This is a genomic window from Cellulomonas sp. McL0606 (assembly GCF_058248365.1).
On record NZ_CM177779.1, the window covers coordinates 3,795,492 to 3,819,442 of the forward strand.

Annotated in this window: 20 protein-coding genes and 3 pseudogenes; 9 read left to right on the forward strand and 14 right to left on the reverse strand. The window is 72.3% G+C overall.

The genetic code is table 11. The features are described from left to right. Positions 1 to 79 precede the first annotated feature (79 nt). Together AC38ZX_RS19425 and AC38ZX_RS19430 are read left to right on the forward strand one after the other, a co-directional pair. Positions 80 to 1,528 (forward strand): MATE family efflux transporter, encoded by a 1,449-nt coding sequence (locus tag AC38ZX_RS19425; protein ID WP_491295555.1) that lies wholly within the window; start codon positions 80 to 82, stop codon positions 1,526 to 1,528. Between the two features lie 78 nt (positions 1,529 to 1,606). After that, complete coding sequence (locus AC38ZX_RS19430; RefSeq protein ID WP_491295556.1) at positions 1,607 to 2,023, forward strand: ScoMcrA-related endonuclease; 417 nt, start codon at positions 1,607 to 1,609, stop codon at positions 2,021 to 2,023. 3 nt (positions 2,024 to 2,026) lie between these two features. Here the strand turns inward: AC38ZX_RS19430 and AC38ZX_RS19435 are convergent, their stop codons facing one another. The 5 genes from AC38ZX_RS19435 to AC38ZX_RS19455 all read right to left on the reverse strand — a co-directional run bounded on the left by AC38ZX_RS19435 (position 2,027) and on the right by AC38ZX_RS19455 (position 7,806). Next, entirely contained in the window at positions 2,027 to 3,220 is a 1,194-nt protein-coding gene (locus AC38ZX_RS19435) for a BaiN/RdsA family NAD(P)/FAD-dependent oxidoreductase (protein WP_491295557.1), read from the reverse strand. 20 nt (positions 3,221 to 3,240) lie between these two features. Further along, positions 3,241 to 3,561, reverse strand: a complete 321-nt coding sequence (locus AC38ZX_RS19440) for a hypothetical protein (protein WP_491295558.1) — start codon at positions 3,559 to 3,561, stop codon at positions 3,241 to 3,243. A gap of 80 nt (positions 3,562 to 3,641) precedes the next feature. Further along, entirely contained in the window at positions 3,642 to 5,141 is a 1,500-nt protein-coding gene (locus AC38ZX_RS19445) for a DUF2252 domain-containing protein (protein WP_491295559.1), read from the reverse strand. 136 nt (positions 5,142 to 5,277) lie between these two features. After that, a complete protein-coding gene (locus AC38ZX_RS19450; protein WP_491297498.1) occupies positions 5,278 to 6,726 on the reverse strand; it encodes an ATP-dependent DNA ligase in 1,449 nt (482 codons plus the stop codon). 90 nt (positions 6,727 to 6,816) lie between these two features. Beyond that, the gene (locus AC38ZX_RS19455; RefSeq protein WP_491295560.1) at positions 6,817 to 7,806 is read right to left on the reverse strand and encodes an AraC family transcriptional regulator; all 990 of its coding nucleotides are present in this window, start codon (positions 7,804 to 7,806) and stop codon (positions 6,817 to 6,819) included. 56 nt (positions 7,807 to 7,862) lie between these two features. Here AC38ZX_RS19455 and AC38ZX_RS19460 point away from each other — a divergent pair, with 56 nt between their 5' ends. The 3 genes from AC38ZX_RS19460 (at position 7,863) to AC38ZX_RS19470 (ending at position 10,024) form a co-directional block, all read left to right on the forward strand. Then, on the forward strand, positions 7,863 to 8,102 hold the full coding sequence (locus AC38ZX_RS19460; protein ID WP_426593416.1) for a DUF4242 domain-containing protein: 240 nt from the start codon (positions 7,863 to 7,865) through the stop codon (positions 8,100 to 8,102). A gap of 188 nt (positions 8,103 to 8,290) precedes the next feature. Further along, entirely contained in the window at positions 8,291 to 9,514 is a 1,224-nt protein-coding gene (locus AC38ZX_RS19465) for an MFS transporter (protein ID WP_426593417.1), read from the forward strand. A 27-nt stretch (positions 9,515 to 9,541) separates the two neighbouring features. Continuing rightward, the gene (locus AC38ZX_RS19470; RefSeq protein ID WP_491295562.1) at positions 9,542 to 10,024 is read left to right on the forward strand and encodes a TetR/AcrR family transcriptional regulator; all 483 of its coding nucleotides are present in this window, start codon (positions 9,542 to 9,544) and stop codon (positions 10,022 to 10,024) included. A gap of 72 nt (positions 10,025 to 10,096) precedes the next feature. Here AC38ZX_RS19470 and AC38ZX_RS19475 read toward each other — a convergent pair whose 3' ends face one another. Then, positions 10,097 to 10,513: a YchJ family protein gene (locus AC38ZX_RS19475; protein ID WP_426593419.1), complete on the reverse strand. Its 417-nt coding sequence runs from the start codon at positions 10,511 to 10,513 to the stop codon at positions 10,097 to 10,099. Between the two features lie 281 nt (positions 10,514 to 10,794). On the opposite strand from AC38ZX_RS19475, the gene AC38ZX_RS19480 reads away from it, so the two are divergent. Continuing rightward, complete coding sequence (locus tag AC38ZX_RS19480) at positions 10,795 to 10,998, forward strand: cold-shock protein (protein ID WP_028049733.1); 204 nt, start codon at positions 10,795 to 10,797, stop codon at positions 10,996 to 10,998. Positions 10,999 to 11,130: 132 nt separating this feature from the next. Beyond that, positions 11,131 to 12,204: a fatty acid desaturase family protein gene (locus AC38ZX_RS19485; RefSeq protein ID WP_426593420.1), complete on the forward strand. Its 1,074-nt coding sequence runs from the start codon at positions 11,131 to 11,133 to the stop codon at positions 12,202 to 12,204. Positions 12,205 to 12,401: 197 nt separating this feature from the next. Here AC38ZX_RS19485 and AC38ZX_RS19490 read toward each other — a convergent pair whose 3' ends face one another. The 8 genes and pseudogenes from AC38ZX_RS19490 to kdpA form a co-directional block, all read right to left on the reverse strand. Continuing rightward, positions 12,402 to 13,667: an FtsX-like permease family protein gene (locus AC38ZX_RS19490; protein ID WP_491295563.1), complete on the reverse strand. Its 1,266-nt coding sequence runs from the start codon at positions 13,665 to 13,667 to the stop codon at positions 12,402 to 12,404. 137 nt (positions 13,668 to 13,804) lie between these two features. After that, positions 13,805 to 14,517, reverse strand: a pseudogene (locus tag AC38ZX_RS19495) (ABC transporter ATP-binding protein). Beyond that, on the reverse strand, positions 14,514 to 15,056 hold the full coding sequence (locus AC38ZX_RS19500; protein WP_426593423.1) for a PadR family transcriptional regulator: 543 nt from the start codon (positions 15,054 to 15,056) through the stop codon (positions 14,514 to 14,516). The pseudogene AC38ZX_RS19495 and the gene AC38ZX_RS19500 overlap by 4 nt, the downstream one beginning before the upstream one ends. 58 nt (positions 15,057 to 15,114) lie before the next feature. Next, a complete protein-coding gene (locus tag AC38ZX_RS19505) occupies positions 15,115 to 15,789 on the reverse strand; it encodes a response regulator (protein WP_426593424.1) in 675 nt (224 codons plus the stop codon). Beyond that, positions 15,786 to 18,256: pseudogene (locus tag AC38ZX_RS19510) on the reverse strand (DUF4118 domain-containing protein). The gene AC38ZX_RS19505 and the pseudogene AC38ZX_RS19510 overlap by 4 nt, the downstream one beginning before the upstream one ends. Next, positions 18,253 to 18,864, reverse strand: coding sequence for a potassium-transporting ATPase subunit KdpC (kdpC, locus tag AC38ZX_RS19515; RefSeq protein WP_491295565.1), 612 nt, complete (start codon positions 18,862 to 18,864; stop codon positions 18,253 to 18,255). Before kdpC ends, AC38ZX_RS19510 begins: the two are co-directional and overlap by 4 nt. After that, the gene (kdpB, locus tag AC38ZX_RS19520) at positions 18,864 to 20,951 is read right to left on the reverse strand and encodes a potassium-transporting ATPase subunit KdpB (RefSeq protein ID WP_491295566.1); all 2,088 of its coding nucleotides are present in this window, start codon (positions 20,949 to 20,951) and stop codon (positions 18,864 to 18,866) included. The genes kdpC and kdpB overlap by 1 nt, the downstream gene beginning before the upstream one ends. Further along, positions 20,948 to 22,597, reverse strand: coding sequence for a potassium-transporting ATPase subunit KdpA (gene kdpA, locus AC38ZX_RS19525; protein WP_491297499.1), 1,650 nt, complete (start codon positions 22,595 to 22,597; stop codon positions 20,948 to 20,950). The genes kdpB and kdpA overlap by 4 nt, the downstream gene beginning before the upstream one ends. 368 nt (positions 22,598 to 22,965) lie before the next feature. Here kdpA and AC38ZX_RS19530 point away from each other — a divergent pair. Continuing rightward, positions 22,966 to 23,294: pseudogene (locus tag AC38ZX_RS19530) on the forward strand (type II toxin-antitoxin system VapB family antitoxin). Continuing rightward, the gene (locus AC38ZX_RS19535) at positions 23,291 to 23,914 is read left to right on the forward strand and encodes a LytR C-terminal domain-containing protein (RefSeq protein ID WP_426593430.1); all 624 of its coding nucleotides are present in this window, start codon (positions 23,291 to 23,293) and stop codon (positions 23,912 to 23,914) included. The pseudogene AC38ZX_RS19530 and the gene AC38ZX_RS19535 overlap by 4 nt, the downstream one beginning before the upstream one ends. The last annotated feature ends 37 nt before the right edge of the window (positions 23,915 to 23,951 follow it).

The following is a 23,951-nucleotide window of genomic DNA, read 5'->3' on the forward strand; positions in this document are numbered from 1 at the left end:
ACCCGCACCACCACCTCAGAACTCTCGCCGCGCCGGCGCTCGTCGGCGTGCGCTCGGACCTGCCCGGAAGGGAGCAGTCATGAGCACCCTCGAACTCACCTCGCCGGAGGCGGACACCGTCGGCACAAGCACCGTCGGCACCAACCGCTGGTACCTCTCGGCCGCGCCGATCGTCCGCGCCCTCGTGCACCTGTGCGTGCCGATGGCAGCGGCGCTGATCGTCGGCGCCGTCTACAACCTCATCAACGCGGGCTTCATCGGCTCGCTGCACGACTCCTCGCTGTTGGCCGCGGTCACGTTCGGCGCGCCCATCCTCGGCCTGGTCATGGCCGTCGGCGGCGTGTTCGGTGTCGGCGGCGGCGCGCTGATCTCGCGGCTGCTCGGTGCCGCGGAGGCGGACCCCGCGCAGGCCGCGCAGATCAAGCGCGTCTCGTCATTCGCCGTCTGGGGATCCGTGATCGCCGGTGCACTGCTCGGTGCGCTCGGGCTGCGGTTCCTCGACCCGCTCGTCTCCCTGCTGGGTGCCGACGCCGCCGCGGTGCCCGCTACGCGCGCCTTCGTCGGCGTCATGCTCGCCTTCGTCCCGGTGCTCGCCGCCGCGTTCTGCCTCGAGCAGCTCGTGCGGGCCGAGGGCGCCGCGCGCCAGGTGATGGTCGCGCTGATCGCGTCCACCGTCGCCAACCTGGTCCTGGACGTCGTCTTCATCCTCGTCCTGCACTGGGGCGTCGCCGGTGCGGCGCTGGCGATGGGCCTGTCGAACCTCGGCGTCGTCGCCTACTTCGTGACGTGGCTGCAGCGGCGCAGCGAGCACATGAGCGTCGCGCCACGGTGGTTCACGCTCTCCCCGACCGTGCTGAAGCCCGTCTTCGGGGTGGGCATCAGCGAGCTGCTGCAGGCCGGCTTCCTCATCGTCACGTCGCTGGTTCTCAACAACCTCGCGGTGGCCTACGGCGACGGCGCGCTCGCCGCCATGGGGGTCGCGGTCCGCATCGCCCAGATCCCGGAGTTCCTGGTCATGGGCATCACCCTCGGCGTCCTACCGCTGCTCGCCTACTCGTTCGGCAAGGGCGACAGGGCGCGCCTCGCCTCGGCGCTGCGGGTGTCGGCGATCGCGGTCGGCGGCATCACTCTCTTCTTTGCGACGACGATCCTGATCTTCCGCGACCAGGTGTTCTCGGCCTTCGTCGCCGATCCCGCCGTCCTGACCGTCGGCGTGACCATCCTCGCCGCCCAGCTCGTCGCGATGGTCGCGAACGGCTTCGCCGGCCTGCTCACCTCGCTGTTCCAGGCGACCGGCCGGGCCCTGCCCGCCACCGTGATGTCCGTGACGCAGGGCGTGCTCTTCATCCCCGTCGTGCTGCTGGGCAACCTGTGGTTCGGGCTGTCCGGCATCATCTGGGCGCTGACCGTCACCGAGGCCGCCGTGCTCGTGGTGGGCGTGGTGATGCTGCTGGTCTCGCGCCGGGCCATCGGCCGCGGTCTTGCGGAGGGCAGCCCGGAGCGCGCGGATGCCGCACTCGAAGGCTGACCGGATCGAGGGCGCCCGGCCCGCGACGGGCCGGGCGCCCTCGACGTAGGCTCGTGAGTCGTGGCCACCTTCTCCTCCGTGACGAGACACAACGTCCTCCAGGCGATCGCCGAGTACGACGAACGTGGCGGCGAGGAGTTCCTCGACCTCTACGGTTTCGCGCCCGCGCCCGCCTACGCGCTCGTCCTTGAGGGCCGGCGCTACGACTCGCGGGCCGTCCTGGGCGTCGCGCACCGGTACGCCACCGGACGCCTCGCGACCTCCGACGAGTTCCACGGCGGCATGCAGGACGCCGTCTCGATCCTGCGCAAGCGCGGCTTCGAGGTGACCGAGCCTGTCTCGGCCCCCAGGCCGGTGCCCGTACGAGCCACCCGCACGCGGACCCCGGTCGCGCGCAGCCCGCGCGCCACGGCGACCCGGGAGGCGCCGTCCGCGATCTGCCCGACCTGCTTGATGACCCTGCCGGCCACCGGCATCTGCGACGAGTGCGGCTGAGCGCTACCGCGCGAGCCAGGCCAGCGCGCCCTGCGCCGCCACGACACCCGTGCTGAACGACGCCTGCAACAGGTAACCGCCGGTCGGCGCCTCCCAGTCGAGCATCTCGCCGGCGACGAACGTGCCGGGCATCCGCCGGAGCATGAGCGCCTCGTCGACCTCCGACCAGACGATCCCGCCCGCCGACGAGATCGCCTTCGCGATGGGCATCGTCCCGGTCACCACCACAGGCAACGCCTTGATCCGGTCGGCCATGGCGGCGGGGTCGCCCGGGACGGGCCCGGCCTCCCGCACCAGCGCGATCGCGACGGGATCGAGCCCGACCGCCCGCCGCAACCAGTTCGACGTCGAGTCCTTGGGCCGACGACGACCGAGCCGCTCCGCCAGCTGTGCGCCGGACAGCGCGGGCCGCAGGTCGACGTCCACCACGCACCGCCCGTCGGTGTCGAGCGCGGCCCGGACCTCCGCGCCGAGGCTGTAGACCGGACCACCCTCCAGACCCGTCCGGGTCACCATCGCGTCGCCCCGCGCCGTACGGCCGCGCACGGAGAGCGCGACGTGCTTGAGCGGCGTGCCCTCGAACCGGTCGGCGAAGCCCTGCGACCAGGCGACCCGCACGCCGACGTTCGCGGCCCGCAGGGGAGCGACGAGCACACCGCGATCCGCGAACGCCTCGATCCAGCCCCCGTCGGCACCCAGTCGCGGCCACGACCCCCCGCCGAGCGCGAAGATCGTGGCGTCGGACGGGACCACCTCGTCGGCACCTGCGAACCGCAGCCCGTCGTCCGCCCAGCCCGTCCAGCGCCGCCGCCGTTCGATGACGACGCCGAGCTCGGTCAAGCGCGCCAGCCACGCGCGGACCAGCGGCGTCGCCCGGAACGACTGCGGGAAGACCCGCCCGCTCGACCCGACGAACGTCGGCTCCCCCAGCCCGGCGCACCACTGCCGCAGATCGTCCGGCCCGAACACGTCGAGCATCGGCGCGAGCCGGTCCGCCGAGTCGCCGTACCGTTCGAGGAACTGTGCGCGGTCCTGCGAGTGCGTGAGGTTCAGCCCGCCGTGCCCGGCCAGCAGGAACTTGCGCGCCGGCGACGGCATCCGGTCGTAGACGGTGACGGCCGCACCGGCGCGCGCCAGCATCTCGGCGGCGATCAACCCCGCCGGACCGCCCCCGACCACGCTCACGGACACCGGCATCCGGCGAACCTAACAGCCGGCTATCGGGCCGGGCCGGGCCGGATCGCGATGACGTGCCGGCGCTCGAAGGGCACGCGGTCACCGGCCCGCAGGCCGTGCAGCTCGACGGCGTCGGTGTTGAGCGTTCCGACGAGGTCGTCGATCGCCGCCACGGTGAGCCAGACCCGCTCGACCAGGCCCGTGTCCGGCTCCACGACGACCTTGACCTGGTCGCCCACCCGCAGCGCAGCCGTCGCCTCGTCGCTCGGGATGCGGAACGTGTCCGGGGCGAGCCTGTGCCGCTCGACGGCATCGACGAGGGTCCACGGCGTCCGCCGTCGGAACACGTCGGAGAACGCCACCGGCCGAGCGTATGCGCGATCGAGAAGGTAGTTGTCCACGCCGGACGGCCCTCGGGCGTGGATAAGTTCCTCTTCGCCGTTCAGATCCCGCGCTCGATCGGGAGCCGGCCGGAGGCCACGGCCCGGACCAGCGCCTCGTGGTCCGACTCCGTCTGCTCGGCGTAGGCCAGGGCGAACCGGGCCATCGCCACGTCGAGCTTGTCGGAGCGACCCGCGTAGCCGGCGATCATCGAGGCCCCGCTCGTGCGGGCGTGCCCCTTGGCCAGCAGCCGGCCGACGATCGCCGCGTAGTCCGCCAGCGCGGCGGCGTCGATCGCGTCGAGGGCGACCGTCCCCTTCATGTTGCGGAACTGCCGCACGTAGAACTGCAGCCCTCCGACCGTGGTCCAGCCCAGCAGCGGGTCGCTGACCGTCTGGAGCGCCTGCTGGTACTCGACGACGCGCTGGCCCTGGTGCGCGTGCCAGGCGCTGTCACCGTGCACGTGCTGGGCGAGCACCGACCGTCGGGCCTGCTTGAGCTGGAGGAAGACGACGTCGTCGGGACTCGACCCCTCCAGCAGCGCGATGTACGCGCGCAGGCCGACCGAGCCGACGCCGACGACCTTGTTGGCGACGTCGACGAGCGTGTAGCCGCCGAGCGCGCGACGCCAGTGCGGCGCGAGCGTGGCCAGGTAGTCGTCGAGCCCCTGGGCGACCAGCGACGCCTCCTCGTCGGAGAGCCGGGTGATCAACGGCGGTTGCTCGACGATCCGCCGCGCACCGCCGTGCGACGCGGTGGTGAACTTCGGTAGCGCACGGTCGCTGGTGCGGGTGCGGGCGCGTTTGACGGCCCGGTCGATCTCGGCCGCGAGCGTGCCGTGGGGGGCGCGCTCGTGGATGCGGTCGACGTCCAGCCGCTCGAACGAGCGCGCCAGCAGCGGCCGGTCGGCGAGGCGACGGATCTCGTTCCTGTAGGCGGCGCTGCAGGCGACCGCGGCCGACTCGCACGCGTGCTCTGGGGCGCTGTTCTGCCGCCCGGCCACCCAGATGCTCGCGACGAGACGTCGCAGGTCCCACTCCCACCCGCCCGGGTGAGCCTCGTCGAAGTCGTTCAGGTCGATGACGAGGTCGCGCTCCGGCGAGGCGTAGAACCCGAAGTTGCCCAGGTGCGCATCTCCGCAGACCACCGGCGTGATGCCCGTCCTGGGGAGGGTGGCCAGGTCGTTGGCCATGACGACCGCCGACCCGCGCAGGAAACCGTACGGCGACGCGGCCATGCGTCCCACCCGGATGGGGATGAGCCAGTCGAGCCGCCCCTCGTGGCTCTCCTCGATCTGGGCGACGGGATCGCGGTCCGGCGCCGTCCAGTCGCCGAGCGCGGCGCGCGGCACCGTGTCCCGCAGTGCGCGACCCGTCGCGTACCGCGCCTCGCGGGTGGCCGGCCGACGCCGCAACGACGCATAGTCGCTGCCTTCCGCACTCTGCAGCACCACGTGACCGCTCGGTGATACCGCCATCGGTTCCTCCTCGACCCGTCCTGCTCGCACCGTAACGCTCGCGTCCGGGTGAGCGAGCGCCGAGCCGGCGCCGAAGATGAACATCGAGCAAACAGGGGCCGGCGCGGAAGGCGGAAATCCCGCCGAAACGCGCGGTGTGCGACTCTCGAACCACGCCCCCGGGGCCTTGGTTCGAGCAGTGCTCCCAGGGCCTCGGGGCGCCTGCTCGCGTCGCTCCGAGTCACCCCGCCAGCGAGCGCACCGTCTCGATCGTGTCCGCCTCGTCGGCGGTCTTGTCATCGCGGTAGCGCAGCACGCGTGCGAAGCGCAGAGCCACACCTCCCGGGTAGCGGGTCGAACGCTGCAGCCCGTCGAACGCGATCTCGACGACCTGCTCGGGGCGGAGCGTGACCACCCACCCGTTGTCGCCGGTCGACAAGGCGGTGAACCGTTCGGTCTGCCACGCCAGCATCTCGTCAGTCATGCCCTTGAACGTCTTACCGAGCATGACGAACCCTCCGGCGGGGTCGCGGGCGCCCAGGTGGATGTTGGACAGGAACCCGCGGCGACGCCCCGAACCCCACTCGACCGCGAGGACGACGAGGTCGAGCGTGTGCCGCGGCTTGACCTTGACCCACCCCGCGCCGCGCCGGCCGGCCTCGTAGGGCGCGGTCGACGACTTCACGACGACACCCTCCTGGCCCGCGGCGACCACCGAGGCGAACCGCTCGGACGCCTCGAGCGACGACGACGTCACCAGCCGCTGCACGGCCCACGGCCCGGCCACGGCGTCCAGCGACGCCAGCCGCGACAGCAGCGGCGCGTCGAGCAGGTCGACGCCGTCCACGTGCAGGCAGTCGAAGAAGAACGGCGTCAGCACCACGTCCGTCGGCGCGGAGGCGGACCGGGACGCGGTCTCCTGGAACGGCCGCGGCCGCCCGTCCGGCCCGACCGCGAGCGCCTCGCCGTCCAGCACCAGCGAGGACGCGGGCAGCGCCCGAACGATCGCCACGATCTCCGGCACCCGGCCCGTGATGTCGTCCAGGGATCGCGTGAACACCCCGACCTCGTCGCCGCTCTTGTGCACCTGGATCCGGATCCCGTCGAGCTTGGTGTCGACGACGACCGGCGGCACCAACCCGTCGAACGCCGCGGCCACGTCCGGCGCCGACTGCGCGAGCATCGGCCGGACGGGCCGACCCACCACGAGCCCGAACGACGCCAGGGCCGCGAGCGGGTCGGAGGCGCCCAGCGCCGCCACCGCCACGGGCTCGGTCGCACCGGCCAGCATCGCGGCGCGCCGGACCGCGTCGGCGGGCACCCCGGCTGCCTCCGCGACCGCGTCGAGCAGCAGCGCGTCGAGCGACCCCTGCCGCAGCTCACCGGTGACCAGCCCGCGCAGCATCGCCTGCTCCTGCGACGTCGCGGCCGAGAACAACGACTCGGCCAGCGCGGCGCGCGCGGTGGCGGACCCCGGGCCGGCCAGCGACGCCATCTCCTCGAAGGCGAGATCCACCGCCGACACCGTCAAGGACGGCACGTCGGCGGGCGCGGGCAGGTCCGCCAGCGACCGCCACCCCAGCCCCGTCCGCCGCTGCCGCAGCTCCCCGCCGAGGTACCGGGACACAACGGCGACGTCCGTGGACGGGGTGCGCCGGAGCAGGTCGACCAGCAGCGCGCGCTTGGCCAGCCGCGAGCGCGTCGCGGCGACCGCAGCAGAGGTCGCGGCAGCTCGTCGAACAGCATGACCGCATCCTCCCGCGGCCCACCCACACGCGCCCTATGCCCGCCACACGCTCGGGGGCGACCCGTACGACCGCTTGAACGCGCGGCTGAAGGCCTCCTCGGACTCGTACCCCACCCGGTGCGCGACCGCGAGCACGGACAGGTCGGTCGTCCCCAGCAGGTCCTGCGCGACGTGCAGCCGCCACTGGGTCAGGTACCGGATCGGCGAGCGTCCGAGCAGCTCCCGGAACCGGGCGTCCAGCGCCGAGCGCGACACGAGGGCGGTGGCGGCGAGGTCGTCGACCGTCCACTTGCGGTCCGGTCGTGCGTGGATCACCGCCAACGCGGGCGCGAGGACCGGGTCGCGCAAGGCCGCCGACCAGCCGTGGTCGGCCGCCGGCGCCGAGGCAAGGTGCAGCCGCAGGATCTCGACCAGCAGCAGCTCGGGCAGTCGCGTCGGCACCCCGACCCGCGAGGTCGCGGTCTGGGTCAGCGCGTACTCGATGTTCGCCCGGACCCACTCGGCGGCCGGCCCGTCGGGCGGGGTCACGACGAAGACCGCGGGGAACACCCGCAGCGCCGGGTCGAAGAGCGGGTCGCGACCGTGCAGGTAGCCGCACACGACATCCGTCTCCGGACCCTCGGCGCCGAGCCGCAGGACCGGCATCTGCGTCCACGGCGGCGGGGGCATGAACGTCGCGATGGGCACGACCTCGGCGTCCGCCAGGCCGCCCATCAGGTGCTGGTCGCCGTACGGCAGCACGATGACGTCGCCCGCGGACGCCCAGTGCTTCGGGCCGCCGCCGACCGAGACCCAGCACGTCCCGGCGGCAACGAGGTGGAACAGCAGCACCCGGTCGGTCCCCGGCCGCAGGAGGTTCGCGGTGACGGGACCGGACATCGACTCGTACGTCCAGGGCTCGCGGTACTCGGCCCGCAGGAACACCGCGCCCTCGAGCCGGAGCCCCTCCAGCGCTTCGCGCAGCGTGGTGTCCGGATCAGGTGCTCCGGGCAGGCGGTCATGGTCCGCGGCGACACTGCGCACGAGGCTGATCGTGTCATAACGACCGAGCGAGGAGTACGAGAAAGATGCCGCTGTTCATGGACGTCCACACCATCGAAGGGTCCGTCGGCATGTCGGACGTCGAGAAGGCCCACGCCGCCGACCTGCAGACGCAGGGCCCGCACGACGTGAGCTACCTGAAGTACTGGGTCGACGAGGCGCAGGGCAAGATCTTCTGCCTCGTGGACGCCCCCGACGCCGAGTCCGCCGCGACGGTGCACCGGGAGGCCCACGGCCTCGTCGCCGACGAGATCTACCAGGTCTCCGAGGGCGCCTGAACCATCGGCGCCGCGGCTCCAGGTCGCGGCGCCGACTGGTCGCGCCCGCGGGCGCCTCGGCGGAGGAGCCGCTGGGTATCCGCGATCGGCCGGGTCGCATGTCCCACGCTTGACATGGATAGACAGGTCTGTCTAGTCTCGCTTTCATCGGTAGACAGACCGGTCTACCCAAGACTTCCGAGGCGACCATGACCCAGACCGTCCAGCTCAGCGCGCCGCCCCTCGCCCGGGCCCGTCTCTCGGGGGGCGCCGGCATCGCCGTGATCGCCTCGGTGTTCATCGCGTTCCTCGCCGCGTCCAGCGCGCCCACGCCGCTGTACGCGATCTACCAGGCCGAATGGGGCTTCTCGGCGATCACGACGACCGTGGTCTTCGGTGCCTACGCCGTGGCCGTCCTGCTGTCGCTGCTGACCCTCGGACGCCTCTCCGACCACGTCGGCCGGCGGCCCGTGCTGCTGGTGACGATGGCGGTCCAGGCCCTGGCCATGCTGATCCTGGCGACGGCCGACGGTGTGCCCGAGCTGCTCGTCGGCCGCGTCGTCGGCGGCCTGTCGACGGGCGCCGCGGTGGCCGCGGGCGGTGCGTGGATGCTCGACCTGGACCGAGCGAAGGGCACGCTGGCCAACGCCGCCGCGCCCGGGTTCGGCACCGCGTTCGGCGCACTCCTTGCCTCGCTCGTCGTCGCGACACTGCCGGCGCCGAAGCACCTGATCTTCCTGCTGGTCGTCCTGGTGCTGGCAGTCCAGGCCGCCGCCGTCGCCCGCATCCCGGAGACCGCGCCGCGCGAGCCCGGTGCCCTCGCCAGCACGCGACCCCAGGTCTCGCTGCCCCGCCACGTCCGCCGCGCGGCCACCGTCGCGCTGCCCGTGATGTTCGCCGTGTGGGCCCTGGCGGGCTTCTACGGGTCGCTCGGACCCGCGCTCATCGGCACCCTGGTCGGTTCGCGGTCCGTCGCGTTCGCCGGGCTCGGCCTCTTCGTCCTCGCCGGTGTGGCGGCGGTGACCGTCCTGGTGCTGCGCAACCTGCCCGCCCGTCGCGTGATGCTCGTGGGCATCCTCGCCCTGATCGTCGGCGTCGCGGTCGTGCTGGTCGCCGTGCACACCGTCTCGCCGGTGCTGTTCTTCGTCGGGACCGGTCTGGCCGGCGTCGGGTTCGGCGCGGGCTTCCAGGGCGGCATCCGGCTGGTCCTGCCGCAGACGCGTCCCGACGAGCGCGCCGGGGTCCTGTCGCTGCTCTACGTGGTGTCCTACCTGGGCCTGGGCGTCCCCGCGGTGCTCGCGGGTGTGCTCGTCGTCCACTCGGGGAACCTGCTGACGACGGCCCGCGACTACGGCGTCTTCGTCATCGCGCTCGCCCTCGTGGCGCTCGTGGGGCTGCTGCTCCACCGACCTACACTGGACAGAGCTGTCTAGGGCCTAGGGCCGAGGAGGTTGGTCATCATGGCAACCGCAACAGCGCGGGAACGACTGCTCGAGGCGGCGGACGACCTGTTCTACCGGGTCGGCGTCCAGACGGTCGGTATCGACCGGGTCATCGAGCAGGCGGGCGTGGCGAAGGCGTCGCTCTACAACACGTTCGGCTCCAAGGAAGCGCTCGTCGAGGCCTACCTCGAGGGCCGACGCGTCCGGATCTCCGACCGGGTCATGCGCCACGTCTCCGCCCACGACGCGCCCCGGGACCAGATCCTGGCCGTGTTCGACGCGCTCGCCGAGATGGTCCGACAGCCCCACTACCGCGGCTGCGCCTTCGCGCTGGCCTCCGCCGAGGCGCCGTCGGACGGGCTGGTCGTGCACGCCGCCGCGACTACCGCGCCTGGGTCCGGACCCTGTTCACCGACCTCGCCCGGGAGGCCGGCGCGACGGACCCCGCGCTGCTGGCCCGCCAGCTCCACATGCTCTACGACGGGACCAGCCAGGCGGTGAGGATGGACGGCAACCTGGAGGCTGCCGCCGAGGCCCGCGCGGTCGCGTCCGTGCTGCTCGACGCCCGCTGACCTAGTCGGCCAGCGCGTCGAACCCGCCGTCCACGTACAACCAGCGACCGTCCTCACGGACGAACCGGCTGGTCTCGTGCAGGCGTCCGCGCAGGCCGATCGCGGTCCCGTCGTCGATCCGGTAGTGCGCCACGAACTCCACGGTCCCGGACTCGTCCCACGGGCCGCCGGCGTCCGTCGCGACGATGTCCAGCCGGCGCCAGACCATCTGCTCGTCCAGCTCCAGCTCGTCGGGCCGCGTACTCGGGTGCCAGCTGGCCAGCAGGTAGTCGCGGTCGCGCGTGGCGAACCCGGTGTAGCGGGACCTCATCAGGGCCTCCGCGGTCGGCGGTCTCCGGCCGTCCAGCAGGTACCGGCCGCAGCAGTCGACGAACGTGTCGCCCGAACCGCACGGGCACCGGTCGGCGTCCACAACCATCGTCAGCTCCTTGCTGGGGGGCTTCGTGGACGCGAACCTAGCAGGGGCTCCGGGACCGTGCCGCGCGGTCCGTTTCACGATCGAGACGGTGCTCGCGTTCCGGTCAGGGCCATGTTGCCGTACGGTTGTCCCTGTAGTCGCAGTGAATCGCTTGTCAGAAAGCCGCGGGAGACCCGGCAGAACGTTCTCGAGGATCACCTCGGAGCAGGACGACGAACACCGCTACCACCGGTCCCGGTCAGACGGGGTTGTCCATACCGCACGTGAGAGAAGAGAGCATCATGCCTGTTGGCACCGTGAAGTGGTTCAACGCCGAGAAGGGCTTCGGCTTCATTGCCCCCGAGGACGGCGGACCCGACGTCTTCGCGCACTACTCGGCCATTACGACGAGCGGCTACCGCACGCTCGAGGAGAACCAGAAGGTCCAGTTCGAGGTCACGCAGGGCCCGAAGGGCCCGCAGGCGTCGAACATCACGCCTCTCTGAGCCGAAGCGCTTCAGTAGGACGAGACCCCGGCCGATTAACCGGTCGGGGTCTCGTCGCATCATCGGCCAGGCGCCCGAGGATGTGTTGCCACGCACGTTGGCCCGCGCCACGCACGATGAAGGACGGACCCTATGAGCTCTGCGACAACCCTTCCGACGCGGCCGCGTGACCGTGCCGTCAGCGATTTCACCGAGCTCACGCGCACCGTCCAGGCCGCCGGCCTGATGAAGCGCCGCCCCGCGCACTACGCGGTCCGCCTGTCGGCCGCAGTGCTCGCCGTGCTGGCGCTCGTCGCCACGATCATCCTCGTCGGCGACTCCTGGTGGCAGATCGCCGTCGCCGCCGCCGCCGGCATCATCCTCACGCAGGTGGCCTTCCTGGGTCACGACGCCGCGCACCGCCAGATCTTCGCCGACGGGCGCGCCAACAACTGGACCTCCCTCGTGCTCGCCGACCTGTTCGTCGGCTTGAGCCACGGCTGGTGGCAGCGCAAGCACACGCGCCACCACGCCAACCCGAACAAGATCGACGCGGACCCCGACATCGACCTCGAGTTCCTCGCGTTCACGCCCGACCAGGCCGCCACCAAGACCAACAAGCCGCAGGCCTGGTTCTTGAAGCGCCAGGGCTACTTCTTCTTCCCCCTGCTCTTCCTCGAGGGGCTCGCACTGCACGTCGCCGCCATCAAGCGGCTGTCGCAGCGCGACAAGCTCGAGCACCGCGCCGCCGAGATCGTCATGATGTCGATCCGGCTCGGCGGCGGGCTCGCCCTCGTCTTCCTCGTGATGTCGTGGCCGATCGCGCTGGTCTTCCTGGCCGTGCAGATGGGCATCTTCGGGTTCTACATGGGCGCCTCGTTCGCGCCGAACCACAAGGGCATGCCCCTGATCCCCAAGGACTCGCGCCTCGACTTCCTGCGTCGCCAGGTGCTCACCAGCCGCAACGTCGGCGGCGGGCGCTGGGTCGACGTGCTGATGGGCGGCCTCAACCACCAGGTCGAGCACCACCTGTTCCCGTCGATGCCGCGGCCGTCCCTGCGTCGCGCCAAGCCGATCGTCCAGGCGTACTGCCGCGAGCACAACATCCCGTACATGCAGGTGTCGCTGCCCAAGTCCTACGCGATCATCGTGAAGTACCTGAACACCGTGGGCCTGTCGGACCGCGACCCGTTCAACTGCCCGATCACGGCCGTCTACCGCGCTTGATCGACCGGCTCCCGCGTCGTTCGTCGCGAAGCCCCCGCCGCCCTCGAGGCCGCGGGGGCTTCGGCGTTCCAGCTCCCCCTCGTCGTCCAACGCCGTTGCCGGGTGCCCGTTGGCCGCTCGCCGCGCGGGCCGTAGGCCTTGCCCTGCGAAGACGTTCGACGGGACCCCTGCGCCGCCCTCCAGAGGCAGGGATCCCGTCAGTCAGAGGGTGTCCAGCGGCTGATCGGTCGACCGGTCCGCACGCCGGTCCGCGCTGTCAGACCGGCGACCGTCGACACGATCGCGGGCAGCCCGACCATGAGGAGCAGGACCGCTGTCCACGGGATCACGTAGGAGGGGATCGGCCGTCCGCCGTTGGTCACCTGGTCGGCCTGGACCCGAACGAGCAGCAGACCCAGCGCCAGACCGGCGGGCACGCCGAAGCACGCTGCAGGCACGGAGACGACGGCCGCCTGGCCGGCCGCCATCCGCCGACGCACCCAGGCGGACGCACCCACGGCCTCGAAGATCTCCAGGTCCGACTGCGACTCCTCGGCGGCCAACGCTGTGGTGATCCAGGTGACGACGAGGACCGCGACCGTCCCGGCGACGACCAGCACGGCCTGCGTCGGGGCGTCGGAGGCGACGAACACCGGGTTCGTCGTCCGAGCGATGTCTCGGTGCGTCGTGGCCTGGTAGCAGATCGCCCCGACGACGCCGGCGACGAGTGTCAGGCTCGCGGCCACCGCTGGCAGCACGCGCACCGGGTGTCGCGTCGCGTCGCGCAGCACGAACGCTGCGACGGCGCGACGCGAGGGCAGGCGACCGAGTACACGCAGCATCGCCGCCAGCAGCAGCACCAGCCCGACCTCGACCACGGTCACACCGACCACGACCGCGACGGCGAGCGTCTGCACGGCGCCCCACGCACTGAGCCCTGCGCCGAGCAGGACTGAGGTCCCCGCGGCCGCGGCCAGTCGTCGCCCGGCCAGCGGCTCGCGAGGCCGTTGCGGTTCGGGTCGGACCGCGACATCGGCCGGGTACCAGGCGGCGACTGCGGAGACCACGACACCGAACCCCACGGCGCACACGCCCGCGACCACGGCGAACAGCCATTCGATCGGTTCGGTGGCGGGCGCCGTCCACATGAGGAGGCCGAGCGTCAACCCGACCCCGAGCACCGAGCCGACACCGCCTGACAGAAGCGCAGGAGCGAGTACCGTCCGCCGGACGTCGGAGGGCCGTGCACCGACGGCCGCGAGCAGTCGCAGCTCGCCCACGCGGCGTCGCACACCGATCAGGAACGCGGGCGCGATGAGCAGAACAGCCTGCACGGCGGCAAGCGCCGCGACGACGGCCGTGAAGGTCAGCGTCGACTCGTCGACGCCGTACCGGGCGGCGGGGTCCATCCCCATGCCCAGGCGCACCACCGCCATCACGCCGAACGAGCTGTTCGGCGCCAGCGCCCGGCCGATCTCGATCATCGGTAACGCGACGACGCCCGCCGCGATCGCAATCAGGACGACGACGAGAAGCGAACGCTCCCTGTGCTGCACCGCGTCGCGTCGACCGATGCGGAGAGCGACGCCCCACCGAGCCGACCGGACGCCGGCCTCGGCGCTCACCGGGATGCCAGCAGAGACTCAGGTCCGGCGGCATCGCCGGTGGTGTCGACGATGCGACCGTCACGCAAGAACACGGTGCGGTCGGCCCAGGCCGCGAACCGGGCGTCGTGCGTGACCAGCAAGCCGGCGGCACCCTCGTCGATCCTCGTACGCAGCAGCCGCATGACGTCGTCGCCGGCTACCGAGTCGAGCGCGCCGGTCGGTTCGTCGGCGAGCACCAGGCGCCGCGGCCCGACAAGGGCTCGAGCGATGGCGACGCGCTGCTGCTGCCCTCCCGAGAAGCGTTCGGGTAGCGGTCCTCGAATCCCTCCAGGCCGACGTCGAACAACGCCATGACGGCCTCCTCCCTGGCGGCGGCGCGGCGGACCCCGTCCAGCTCGCGCGGGAGGGCGACGTTCTCGGCCGCTGTCAGCGACGGGATCAGGTTGAGCTCCTGGAACACGAAGCCGATGCCGCGGCGACGGATGGCTGCGCGGCCCGAGCGACCGAGCGACGACAGCGACTGGTCGTCCACCATGACCGAGCCGGAGGTCGGGACGATGAGGCCACCGACCGCGTTGAGCAGCGTCGACTTGCCCGAGCCCGACGGGCCCATGACGGCGACCAGCTCACCGAGCCTGACGTCCAGCGATATCCCGGCGAGGGCACGGACCGAGGTCGCGCCGGTGCCTCGGACGCAGACGAGATCCCGGATGCTCACGATGCTCATCGGGCCACCTCCTCACGGGCGGGTACGACCGCAGGCCGCGGCGCGGACTCGAGCCGGCCCTCCACGTGGTCGAGCCAGCGGATCTCGGCCTCTGCCTCGAACACCAGGCGGTCGAGCACGAGGGACCATGCGAGGTCGTCATACTGCTTGGCCTTGAGCCGCGTCAGGTCGCGCAGTGACCGCATGGTCTCGGTGCGCTGCGCCTGGACCAGCCGGCGCACGTCCACGCCGGGGGCCGTCACGGCGAGCGCCAGCTTGATGGTCAGCTCGTCGCGGGCCGGGTTGCCGCGGACCACGGGGGTGCTCCACCAGGCGGCGAGCTCAGTGCGTCCGGCGTCGGTGAGCCGGTACTGCTCGACGTCGCCGGCCAGCGAACCCTCGACCAGCCCGTCGCGAACGAGGCGATCGAGCGTCGTCGACACCTGCCCCATGTTGAGCGGCCAGGTGCCGCCGGTGCGCTGCTCGAACTGCTGGCGCAGCTGGTAGGCGTGCATGGGCTCGCCGGCGAGCAGCGCGAGCATTCCCTGGCGAACCGACACGACGACCCCCTGATGGTTACCGAGTAACTGTTACGTTACTCGGTAACCTCGACGGCCGTCAAACCTCGAACGTGTACCCCATGCCCGGCTGGGTCAGGATGTGGCGCGGGTGGGCCGGGTCGTCCTCGAGCTTGCGGCGCAGCTGCGCGGAGTAGACGCGCAGGTAGTGGGTCTCGTCGGAGTAGCCGGGACCCCAGACGTCCTGCAACAGCTGACGACGGCCCACCAGGCGTCCCCGGTTGCGCACCAGCACCTCGAGCATCGACCACTCGGTGGGCGTGAGGCGGACCTCCTCGCCGTCGCGCAGGACGCGCGCGCGAGCGAGGTCGATGGTCAGCGAGCCCGCCGTGACCACGGGTTCGTCCTCCTGAGCGGGGGCCGCGCGTCGCACCGCTGCACGCAGGCGTGCCAGCAGCTCGTTCATGGCGAACGGCTTGGTCACGTAGTCGTCGGCCCCGGCGTCCAGGGCGTCCACCTTGTCCTCGCCGTGCTGCCGCGCGGAAAGGACGACGATCGGCATGCGGCTCCAGGCGCGGACGGCGGTGATGACGTCGAGGCCGCTCATGTCCGGCAGGCCGAGGTCGAGCAGCACCACGTCCGGGGTGTGCGCGGCGGCTGCACGCAGGGCGGAGGCGCCGTCGGACGCGGTGACGACCTCCCAACCCGACGCACGCAGCGTGATGGCCAGCGCGTGCGCGAGGCCCGGCTCGTCGTCGACCACCAGCACCTTCATGACAGCGGCACCGTCACCAACATGGTCAGACCGCCGCCGACGGTGTCCTCCGCGGTCAGCTCGGCGCCGATCGCGGTCGCGAGCCCGTCGGCGACCGCCAGGCCGAGGCCGAGACCTGGTCCGGAGGTGTCGCCGAGCCGCTGGAACGGTGTGAAGAGCTCGCCCTTGAGCGAGTCGGAGACCCCGGGGCCGTCGTCCACCACGCGCACGACCATCGCACGTCCCACCACCGACGCCCCGACCACCACGGCCGAGACCGAGTGCCGGACCGCGTTGGAGACGAGGTTCGCGACGACCCGCTCCAGCAGCCCGGGATCCGTGAGGACCAGCGGCAGGTCCTCCGACACCTCCAGCCGGACCGCCCCGGCCGGGTAGCCCTCGACCGCGAACGGGACGATCTCGTCGAGGCTCGTGGCCCGCAGCACCGGCCGGACGCTCCCGGTCTGCAGGCGCGACAGGTCGAGCAGGTTGTCGATCAGCCGCTCGAGCCGGGCGGTGGACTCCTCCAGCGTTCCGACGAGTGCCGCGCGGTCGGCGTCCGTCAGCGACAAGGCCGTCGACGTGAGCCCGTCGACGGACGCCCGGATGGTGGCCAGCGGCGTGCGCAGGTCGTGCGAGACCGCCGCGAGGAGCGCGGTGCGGGTGGCGTCGGCCTGCTCCAGCACGCGGGCCTGCTCCGCCTGGGCGCTCAGGCGCGCGTGCTCGAGCACGATGCCGGCCTGCGAGGCGAACGCCTCGAGCACGCGCCGGTCGGACGCGGGCAGGACGCGGCCCGTGAGCAGGAGAACCCGGCGGTCGTCGACCGTCAGGACCACGTCGGCGTCCTGCGGCGTGACCGCGGGGTCGGGGCCGTCCGTGGCGAGGACCGTGACCCCGTCCTCGACCAACGACACGGCCGACAGCCCGAACGTCTCCCGCAGCCGCGCGACGAGCGCCTCGGCCGTGTCCTCCCCCGAGAGCACCGACCGCGACACGGCCGTGAGCGCGGACGCCTCGGCGCGAGCCCGGAACGCCTCGGCCGTGCGGCGTGCGGCCAGGTCCACCACCGAGGCGACGCCGGCCGCGACCAGCACGAACACCGCGAGCGCCAGGACGTTCTCCGGTTTCTCGATGGTCAGGTGACCGGTGGGCACGATGAAGAACCAGTTGAGCAGCAGGAACCCGACGACCGCGGACACGATCGCCGGCCACAGGCCGCCGACGAGTGCGACCAGCACCGTGAGTGCGAGGAAGAGCATGAGCACGGTCGGCAGGCTGACCACGTCGCGCAACGCGCGCAGCAGCAAGGTGAGCAGGATCGGGCCCAGCAGCGCGACCGCCCACCCGGCTACCACGCGGGACGACGACAACGACGACCGCCGCAGCCGTCGCCGGCCCGCCCGCGCCCGTTCGTGCGTCACCAGGTGCACGTCGATCACACCGGCGAGCCGGGCGATCTCGGTGCCGTTCGACTCCGAGAACGCCTCGCGCAGCCGGCTGCGTCGGGACACGCCGACGACGATCATCGTGGCGTTCACGCCCCGCGCGAAGTCGACGACGGCGGTGGCCACGTCCTCGCCGACGACCGTGTGGAACGTCCCGCCCAGCGACTCGACGAGCTGTCGCTGAGCCGCGATGGTCGCGGGCGGCGCGCTGGGCAGGCCGTCGGTCGCGAGCACGTGGACCGCGAGCAGCTCCGACCCGGCCGACCGCTGCGCGATGCGCGCGCCGCGACGCACGAGCGTGTCCACCTCGGCGCCGCCAGTCACCGCGACCACCACCCGCTCGCGCGCCGGCCAGGGCTGATCGATCCGGTGGTCGCGGCGGTAGACGGCCAGTGCATCGTCCACCCGGTCGGCCAGCCAGAGCAGGGCGAGCTCGCGCAGAGCCGTGAGGTTGCCGACGCGGAAGTACTGGGTCAGCGACGCGTCGATCTGCTCGGCGCGGTACACGTTGCCGTGCGCGAGCCGGCGTCGCAGGGCCTCCGGCGAGAGGTCGACCAGCTGGATCTGGTCGGCGTCGCGCACCACGCTGTCGGGCACGGTCTCCCGCTGCGTCACGCCGGTGATCGCCGCGACGTCGTCGTTGAGCGACTCCAGGTGCTGCACGTTCACGGTGGTGACCACGTCGATCCCCGCCGCCAGCAGGTCGTGCACGTCCTGCCAGCGCTTCTCATGCGTGCTGCCCGGCACGTTGGTGTGCGCGAGCTCGTCGACCAGGACGACCTCAGGGTTCCTGGTCAGGACCGCCTCGACCGAGAAGCCGAGAACGTCGACCCCCGATACGGCAGCACGCGCCGCTCGAGCACCTCGAGCCCGTCCAGCTGGAGGGCCGTGGCGGCCCGCCCGTGCGTCTCGACCAGCCCCACGACGATGTCCGTTCCCCGGGACAGCCGCCGGTGGGCCTCGTCGAGCATCGCGTACGTCTTGCCCACGCCGGGGGCCGCACCGAGGTAGACGGTGAGCCTCCCCCGCCGTGAGCTGGTCACGAGCCCATTGTCCGCAGCGCCAGGTTGAGTCGCAGCACGTCGACACGCGGTTCGCCCAGCACGCCGAGGTCGCGGCCCACGGTGGTCCTCGCGACGAGGGCCTCGACGACGGCCTCGGCGAGCCCGTTCTCCTTGGCCACCCGTGCGACCTGCAGCTGCGCGTAGGCCGGCGAGATGTCGGGGTCGAGGCCGGAGGCCGATGCGGTGAGGGCGTCGGGCGGGACCTCGGCCGCGGGCACACCCTCCTGCGCCGCGACGGCCGCGCGCCGCTGCTCGATCGTCGCGACGAGGTCAGTGTTGAGCGGCCCGAGGTTGGACCCCCCCGACGCGAGGGTGTCGTAGCCGTCGCCGGCGGCGGACGGCCGTGGGTGGAACCACTGCGGCCCGTCGAACTGCTGCCCGATCAGCAGGGAGCCCACGGCCCGGGACCGGTCGGTGACCCGCGACCCGTCGGCGGCCACCAGCGACCCGTTCGCCTGCCACCGCAGTGCCACCTGCGACACCCCCGTCACCGCCAGCGGGTAGGCCACGCCCAGGAGCACGGTCAGCACGACCAGGACGCGCAGCCCTGCCCAGGTCTGGCGCAGGAACGACAGCGACTCACGCATCAGGACATCCCCAGGGCTGTGACGAGCAAGTCGATGACCTTGATCCCGACGAACGGCGCGATCACGCCGCCGAGGCCGTACACCAGCAGGTTGCGCCGCAGGAGTGCCGACGCGGACGACGGCCGGTAGCGGACCCCGCGCAGCGCCAGCGGCAGGAGCGCCACGATGACCAGCGCGTTGAAGATGACGGCGGACAGGATGGCCGACTGGGGACTGCTCAGGTGCATGACGTTGAGGACGCCGAGCTGCGGGAACGCCACGACGAACATGGCGGGCAGGATCGCGAAGTACTTGGCGACGTCGTTGGCGACGGAGAACGTGGTCAGCGCCCCGCGCGTGATGAGCAGCTGTTTGCCGATCTCGACGATCTCCAGCAGCTTGGTCGGGTTGGAGTCGAGGTCGACCATGTTGCCGGCCTCCTTGGCGGCGGTCGTGCCGGTATTCATCGCGACCCCGACGTCCGCCTGGGCCAGCGCGGGCGCGTCGTTGGTGCCGTCGCCGCACATCGCGACGAGCCGGCCACCCTCTTGTTCGCGACGGATGAGCGCGAGCTTGTCCTCGGGCGTCGCCTCGGCCAGGAAGTCGTCGACGCCCGCCTCGTCCGCGATGGCCTTCGCGGTGAGCGGGTTGTCGCCGGTGACCATCACCGTGCGGATGCCCATCGCGCGCAGGGCGTCGAACCGCTCCCGCATGCCGTCCTTCACGACGTCCTTCAGGTGGATCACGCCGAGCACCCGGGCGGGCGCGGTGCCCTCCTGCGACGCGACGACCAGCGGGGTCCCGCCGGACGCGGAGATCGCGTCGACGGTCGCCGCCACGTCCGCACCGGGGTGGCCGCCGGTGGACCGGACCCAGTGCATGACCGCGGCGGCCGCGCCCTTGCGGACCTTGCGAGACGGCAGGTCCACCCCGCTCATCCGCGTCCGGGCGGCGAACGGCACCAGCTCGGCGCCCGCCAGGTCGTGCCGCTCGCGCAGCCCGAACCGCTCCTTGACCAGCACGAGGACCGAGCGGCCCTCGGGCGTCTCGTCGGCCATCGAGGACAGCTGCGCGGCGTCGGCGAGCGCCTCGGCCGTGACCCCGGACGCCGGCAGCAGGTCCGCCGCCTGGCGGTTGCCGAGCGTGATCGTGCCCGTCTTGTCGAGCAGCAGGACGTCCACGTCGCCCGCGGCCTCGACGGCGCGCCCGGACATCGCGAGCACGTTGCGCCGCACCAGCCGGTCCATGCCGGCGATCCCGATCGCCGACAGCAGCGCGCCGATCGTCGTGGGGATCAGGCACACCAGCAGCGCCACCAGCACGATCAGCTGCTGGCGCGCACCCGAGTAGACCGCGAACGGCTGCAGGGTCACGACGGCGAGCAGGAAGACGATCGTGAGCGTGGTGAGCAGGACGTTGAGCGCCACCTCGTTCGGGGTCTTCTGCCGGGCCGAGCCCTCGACCAGAGCGATCATCCGGTCGACGAACGTGTGACCCGCCGGAGCGGTGATGCGCACGACGATCTGGTCGGACAGGACCACGGTTCCGCCCGTCACGGCCGACCGGTCGCCACCGGACTCGCGGATGACGGGAGCGGACTCCCCCGTGATCGCCGACTCGTCGACGCTGGCCACGCCCTCGATGACGTCGCCGTCGCCCGGGATCGTCTCACCGGTCTCGACGACGACGACGTCCCCGACCCGCAGGGTGGACGACGGCACCAGGGACGTCTCCAGGCCGGCGAGGCCGCTCACCCAGCCGTCGGGCGACCGCACGAGCCGGGCGGTCGTCTCGCGCTGCGTCGCCCGCAGGGAGGCCGCCTGCGCCTTGCCGCGCCCCTCGGCGATCGACTCGGCCAACGTCGCGAAGAGGATGGTGAGCCACAGCCAGACCGCGATCGCCCACGCGAACGCGGTGGGGTCGGCGACGGCCAGGACGGTGGTGACGGCCGCGCCGACCTCGACGACGAACAGGACGGGCGCGTCCCAGAGCGAGCGAGGGTCGAGGCCACGCAGCGCGCCCGGCAGCGCGCCGACGATCTGGGCGGCGGACAGCGCGCGGGTCGCCTGCTTCGCCGGCGTGGGAGCGTGCGTGAGTGTCGTGCTCATGAGAGGGACTCCACGACGGGACCGAGGGACAGGACGGGGACGAAGGTCAGCCCGACGACGACGAGCGTCACCGTGACCAGGAGGCCGACGAACAGGGGCGTGTGCGTGGGCAGCGTCCCGGCGGACTCGGGGACGCGTCGGGCGCGCGCGAGCCGTCCGGCCAGCGCGAGCACGAGCGCGATCGGCACGAACCGGCCGACGAGCATCGCGATCCCGAGCAGCGTGTTGTAGAACGTCGTGCCCACGCCGAGCCCGGCGAACGCGGAGCCGTTGTTGTTGCCGGCCGACGCGAACGCGTAGACGATCTCCGACAGCCCGTGCGGCCCGGTGTTCAGCTGTCCGGCCAGCCCGGCCGGCACCGAGATGGCGATCGCGGACCCGACGAGCACCACCGCCGGCATGGTCAGCACCGCGAGCGCGACGAGCGTGATCTCCTCGCGGCCGATCTTCTTGCCCAGGTACTCGGGCGTCCGGCCGACCATCAACCCGGCCAGGAACACGGCGACGATGGCGAGGATCACCATCCCGTAGAGGCCGCTCCCGACGCCGCCGGGAGCGACCTCGCCGAGCAGCATCCCGAGCATGGCGACGCCGCCGCCCTGCGCGGTCAACGAGTCGTGCATCGAGTTCACCGCGCCGGTCGACGTCATGGTCGTCGACGCAGCGAACAACGCCGAGGCCGCCTCGCCGAGACGCGTCTCCTTGCCCTCCAGCGCACCGCCCGCGGCGCGCGCCGCGTCGCCCGCGCCGGCCAGCTCCGCCCAGGTGAGGAAACCGACCGCGGCGACCCAGAGCGACACCATCGCAGCGAGGATCGCGTTGCCCTGCCGACGGTCCCCGACCAGGCGGCCGAACATCCGCGGCAGGCTGAACGGGATGACCAGCAGCAGGATCACCTCGAACGCGTTGGTCCACGGCGCCGGGTTCTCGTAGGGGTGTGCCGAGTTGGCGTTGAAGAAGCCGCCGCCGTTGGTGCCCAGCTCCTTGATCGCCTCCTGGGAGGCCACCGGACCCCCGAGCACGTGCTGCGACCCGCCGGCGAGCGTGGTGAGGGTCGCCGAGTTGTCGTGGAGGTTCTGGATGACCCCGCCGGCCACCAGCACGATCGCGGCGACGAACGCGAGCGGCAGCAGCACACGGACCGTGACGCGCACGAGATCGGCCCAGAAGTTGCCCACCCGTCCGTCGGACCCCGAGCGCGCGAAGCCCCGGGCGAGGGCCGCGACGACCGCGACACCGACTGCGGCGGACAGGAAGTTCTGCACCGCGAACCCGGCCATCTGGATCAGGTTTCCCGCGGCGACCTCGCCCGAGTACCACTGCCAGTTGGTGTTGGTGACGAACGAGACCGCCGTGTTCCAGGCGCCGGCAGGGTCCATCGCCGGGGCACCCATGGGCAGGTGGTCCTGCAGCCGCGCCAGGCCGAACAGGACGAGCACCGAGGCGAGCGAGAAGCCGAGCACCGACATCAGGTAGGTGCTCCAGCGCTGCTCGGCGTCGGGATCCACGCGCATGACGCGGTACCCGGCACGCTCCACGGCCAGGTGCTCGGTGGTGCTCACCGACCGGTACAGGTGGTCGCCGAGCGGCCGGTACGCCAGGGCGAGCACCAGCACGACGACGGCGATCTGGAGGACGGCGGTCATCGGACCTTGTCCGACCGCAGCAGCTGGACCACCAGGTACACCAGGAGCGCTCCGGCGAGCAGCAGCGCCGCCAGGTCCCAGCCATGAGTGGTCTGCCCGGCGAGCGAGCAGGGCGACGGCGGCGAAGAACGTCACGGTGAGCGCGACGTAGGCGAGGTCCATGGTGCACCTTCGACGAGGGGCGGGAGACTCGCTCCCGGCGGCCCGCACGGAGCCGCACCCGCCGGTCTACGCCGCCGTCCGGGCACCGATGGCGGTCTTGACGGATCCTTGACGACCAGCCGCCGATCCTTGCCGGATCCTGTCGCGTGCGGGTGATGATGCGCGGACGTCGCCCCTGCGGGGCCCGCTCCCCTTAGACTCCCCACGTGATCTTCAAGGCCGTGGGCGAGGGCAGGCCCTATCCGGACCATGGCCTCACCACGACCAAGCAGTGGGCCGAGGTCGCCCCGCGGCAGGTCCGGCTCGACGGCTCACCACCACGAAGCGCACGCTGGACCTCGACGCGCTGCTCGCGGAGGACTCCACGTTCTACGGCGACATGTTCGCCCACGTGGTCCAGTACCGCGGGGTCCTGTACCTCGAGGACGGTCTGCACCGGGCGGTCCGGGCCGCGCTGCACCAGCGGCCCGTCCTGCACGCCCGGGTGCTCGTGCTGCCCAGCGACGCCGTCCCTGCGCAGGTGCCCGCGTCATGAGCGAGATCGACCGGAACCGCCAGCTGCGCCGACGGCACATGCACGAACGGCAGGCCGTGATCTTCGGCGTCCTGCTCGCTGGTCTGGCGCTCGTCGGCCTGGGCGCCGCGGCCGTCTACACCGGCAACCTCGACCTGCCCGGCCTCGACCGCGCGATCGCGCAGGCGCCCTCAGCCACCGAGGCCGCCGTGGCGTACCCGTGCCCGCCCGTCGGAGCGCTGCCCGTGGCTGCGGCCTCCGTGGTGGTCAACGTGAACAACGCGACGAACCGCTCGGGCCTGGCCGCCGCGACCGCCGCCGACCTGAAGGCACGCGGGTTCACGATCGGCACCGTCGACACGGTCGACAGCTACGACGGGGTCGCGCGCATCTCGTTCGGGAAGAACGGCGTCGCCCAGGCGTACACGCTGCTGGCGCACTTCGACGGCGCCGTCCTGTTCCCGCTCGCCAGCGAGGACGCGACGGTCAACGTCGCGATCGGCGCCAAGTTCGTGCAGCTCAAGGCCGTCGACCAGGTCCAGCTCGACCCCGCCGTCCCGCTCGTCGCGCCCGCCGGGTGCATCCCGTACGAGCAGTTCGCCTCGACCGCCCAGACCCCGGCGCCGACGCCCGCCGGCTGACCGCCCGGGCTGATCCTCCGGGTGGGCGTCCGGTTCG

Bases quoted from the DNA above. Each gene is read 5' to 3' on its own strand.
- AC38ZX_RS19470 (WP_491295562.1), top strand. From the start codon at position 9,542: ATGGCAACCGCAACAGCGCGGGAACGACTGCTCGAGGCGGCGGACGAC.
- AC38ZX_RS19425 (WP_491295555.1), top strand. From the start codon at position 80: ATGAGCACCCTCGAACTCACCTCGCCGGAGGCGGACACCGTCGGCACA.
- AC38ZX_RS19460 (WP_426593416.1), top strand. From the start codon at position 7,863: ATGGACGTCCACACCATCGAAGGGTCCGTCGGCATGTCGGACGTCGAG.
- AC38ZX_RS19445 (WP_491295559.1), bottom strand. From the start codon at position 5,141: ATGTTCATCTTCGGCGCCGGCTCGGCGCTCGCTCACCCGGACGCGAGC.
- AC38ZX_RS19535 (WP_426593430.1), top strand. From the start codon at position 23,291: ATGAGCGAGATCGACCGGAACCGCCAGCTGCGCCGACGGCACATGCAC.
- AC38ZX_RS19465 (WP_426593417.1), top strand. From the start codon at position 8,291: ATGACCCAGACCGTCCAGCTCAGCGCGCCGCCCCTCGCCCGGGCCCGT.
- AC38ZX_RS19435 (WP_491295557.1), bottom strand. From the start codon at position 3,220: ATGCCGGTGTCCGTGAGCGTGGTCGGGGGCGGTCCGGCGGGGTTGATC.
- AC38ZX_RS19490 (WP_491295563.1), bottom strand. From the start codon at position 13,667: ATGATCGAGATCGGCCGGGCGCTGGCGCCGAACAGCTCGTTCGGCGTG.
- kdpC (WP_491295565.1), bottom strand. From the start codon at position 18,864: ATGCGTGAGTCGCTGTCGTTCCTGCGCCAGACCTGGGCAGGGCTGCGC.
- AC38ZX_RS19485 (WP_426593420.1), top strand. From the start codon at position 11,131: ATGAGCTCTGCGACAACCCTTCCGACGCGGCCGCGTGACCGTGCCGTC.
- AC38ZX_RS19505 (WP_426593424.1), bottom strand. From the start codon at position 15,789: ATGAAGGTGCTGGTGGTCGACGACGAGCCGGGCCTCGCGCACGCGCTG.
- AC38ZX_RS19480 (WP_028049733.1), top strand. From the start codon at position 10,795: ATGCCTGTTGGCACCGTGAAGTGGTTCAACGCCGAGAAGGGCTTCGGC.
- kdpB (WP_491295566.1), bottom strand. From the start codon at position 20,951: ATGAGCACGACACTCACGCACGCTCCCACGCCGGCGAAGCAGGCGACC.
- AC38ZX_RS19475 (WP_426593419.1), bottom strand. From the start codon at position 10,513: ATGGTTGTGGACGCCGACCGGTGCCCGTGCGGTTCGGGCGACACGTTC.
- kdpA (WP_491297499.1), bottom strand. From the start codon at position 22,597: ATGACCGCCGTCCTCCAGATCGCCGTCGTCGTGCTGGTGCTCGCCCTG.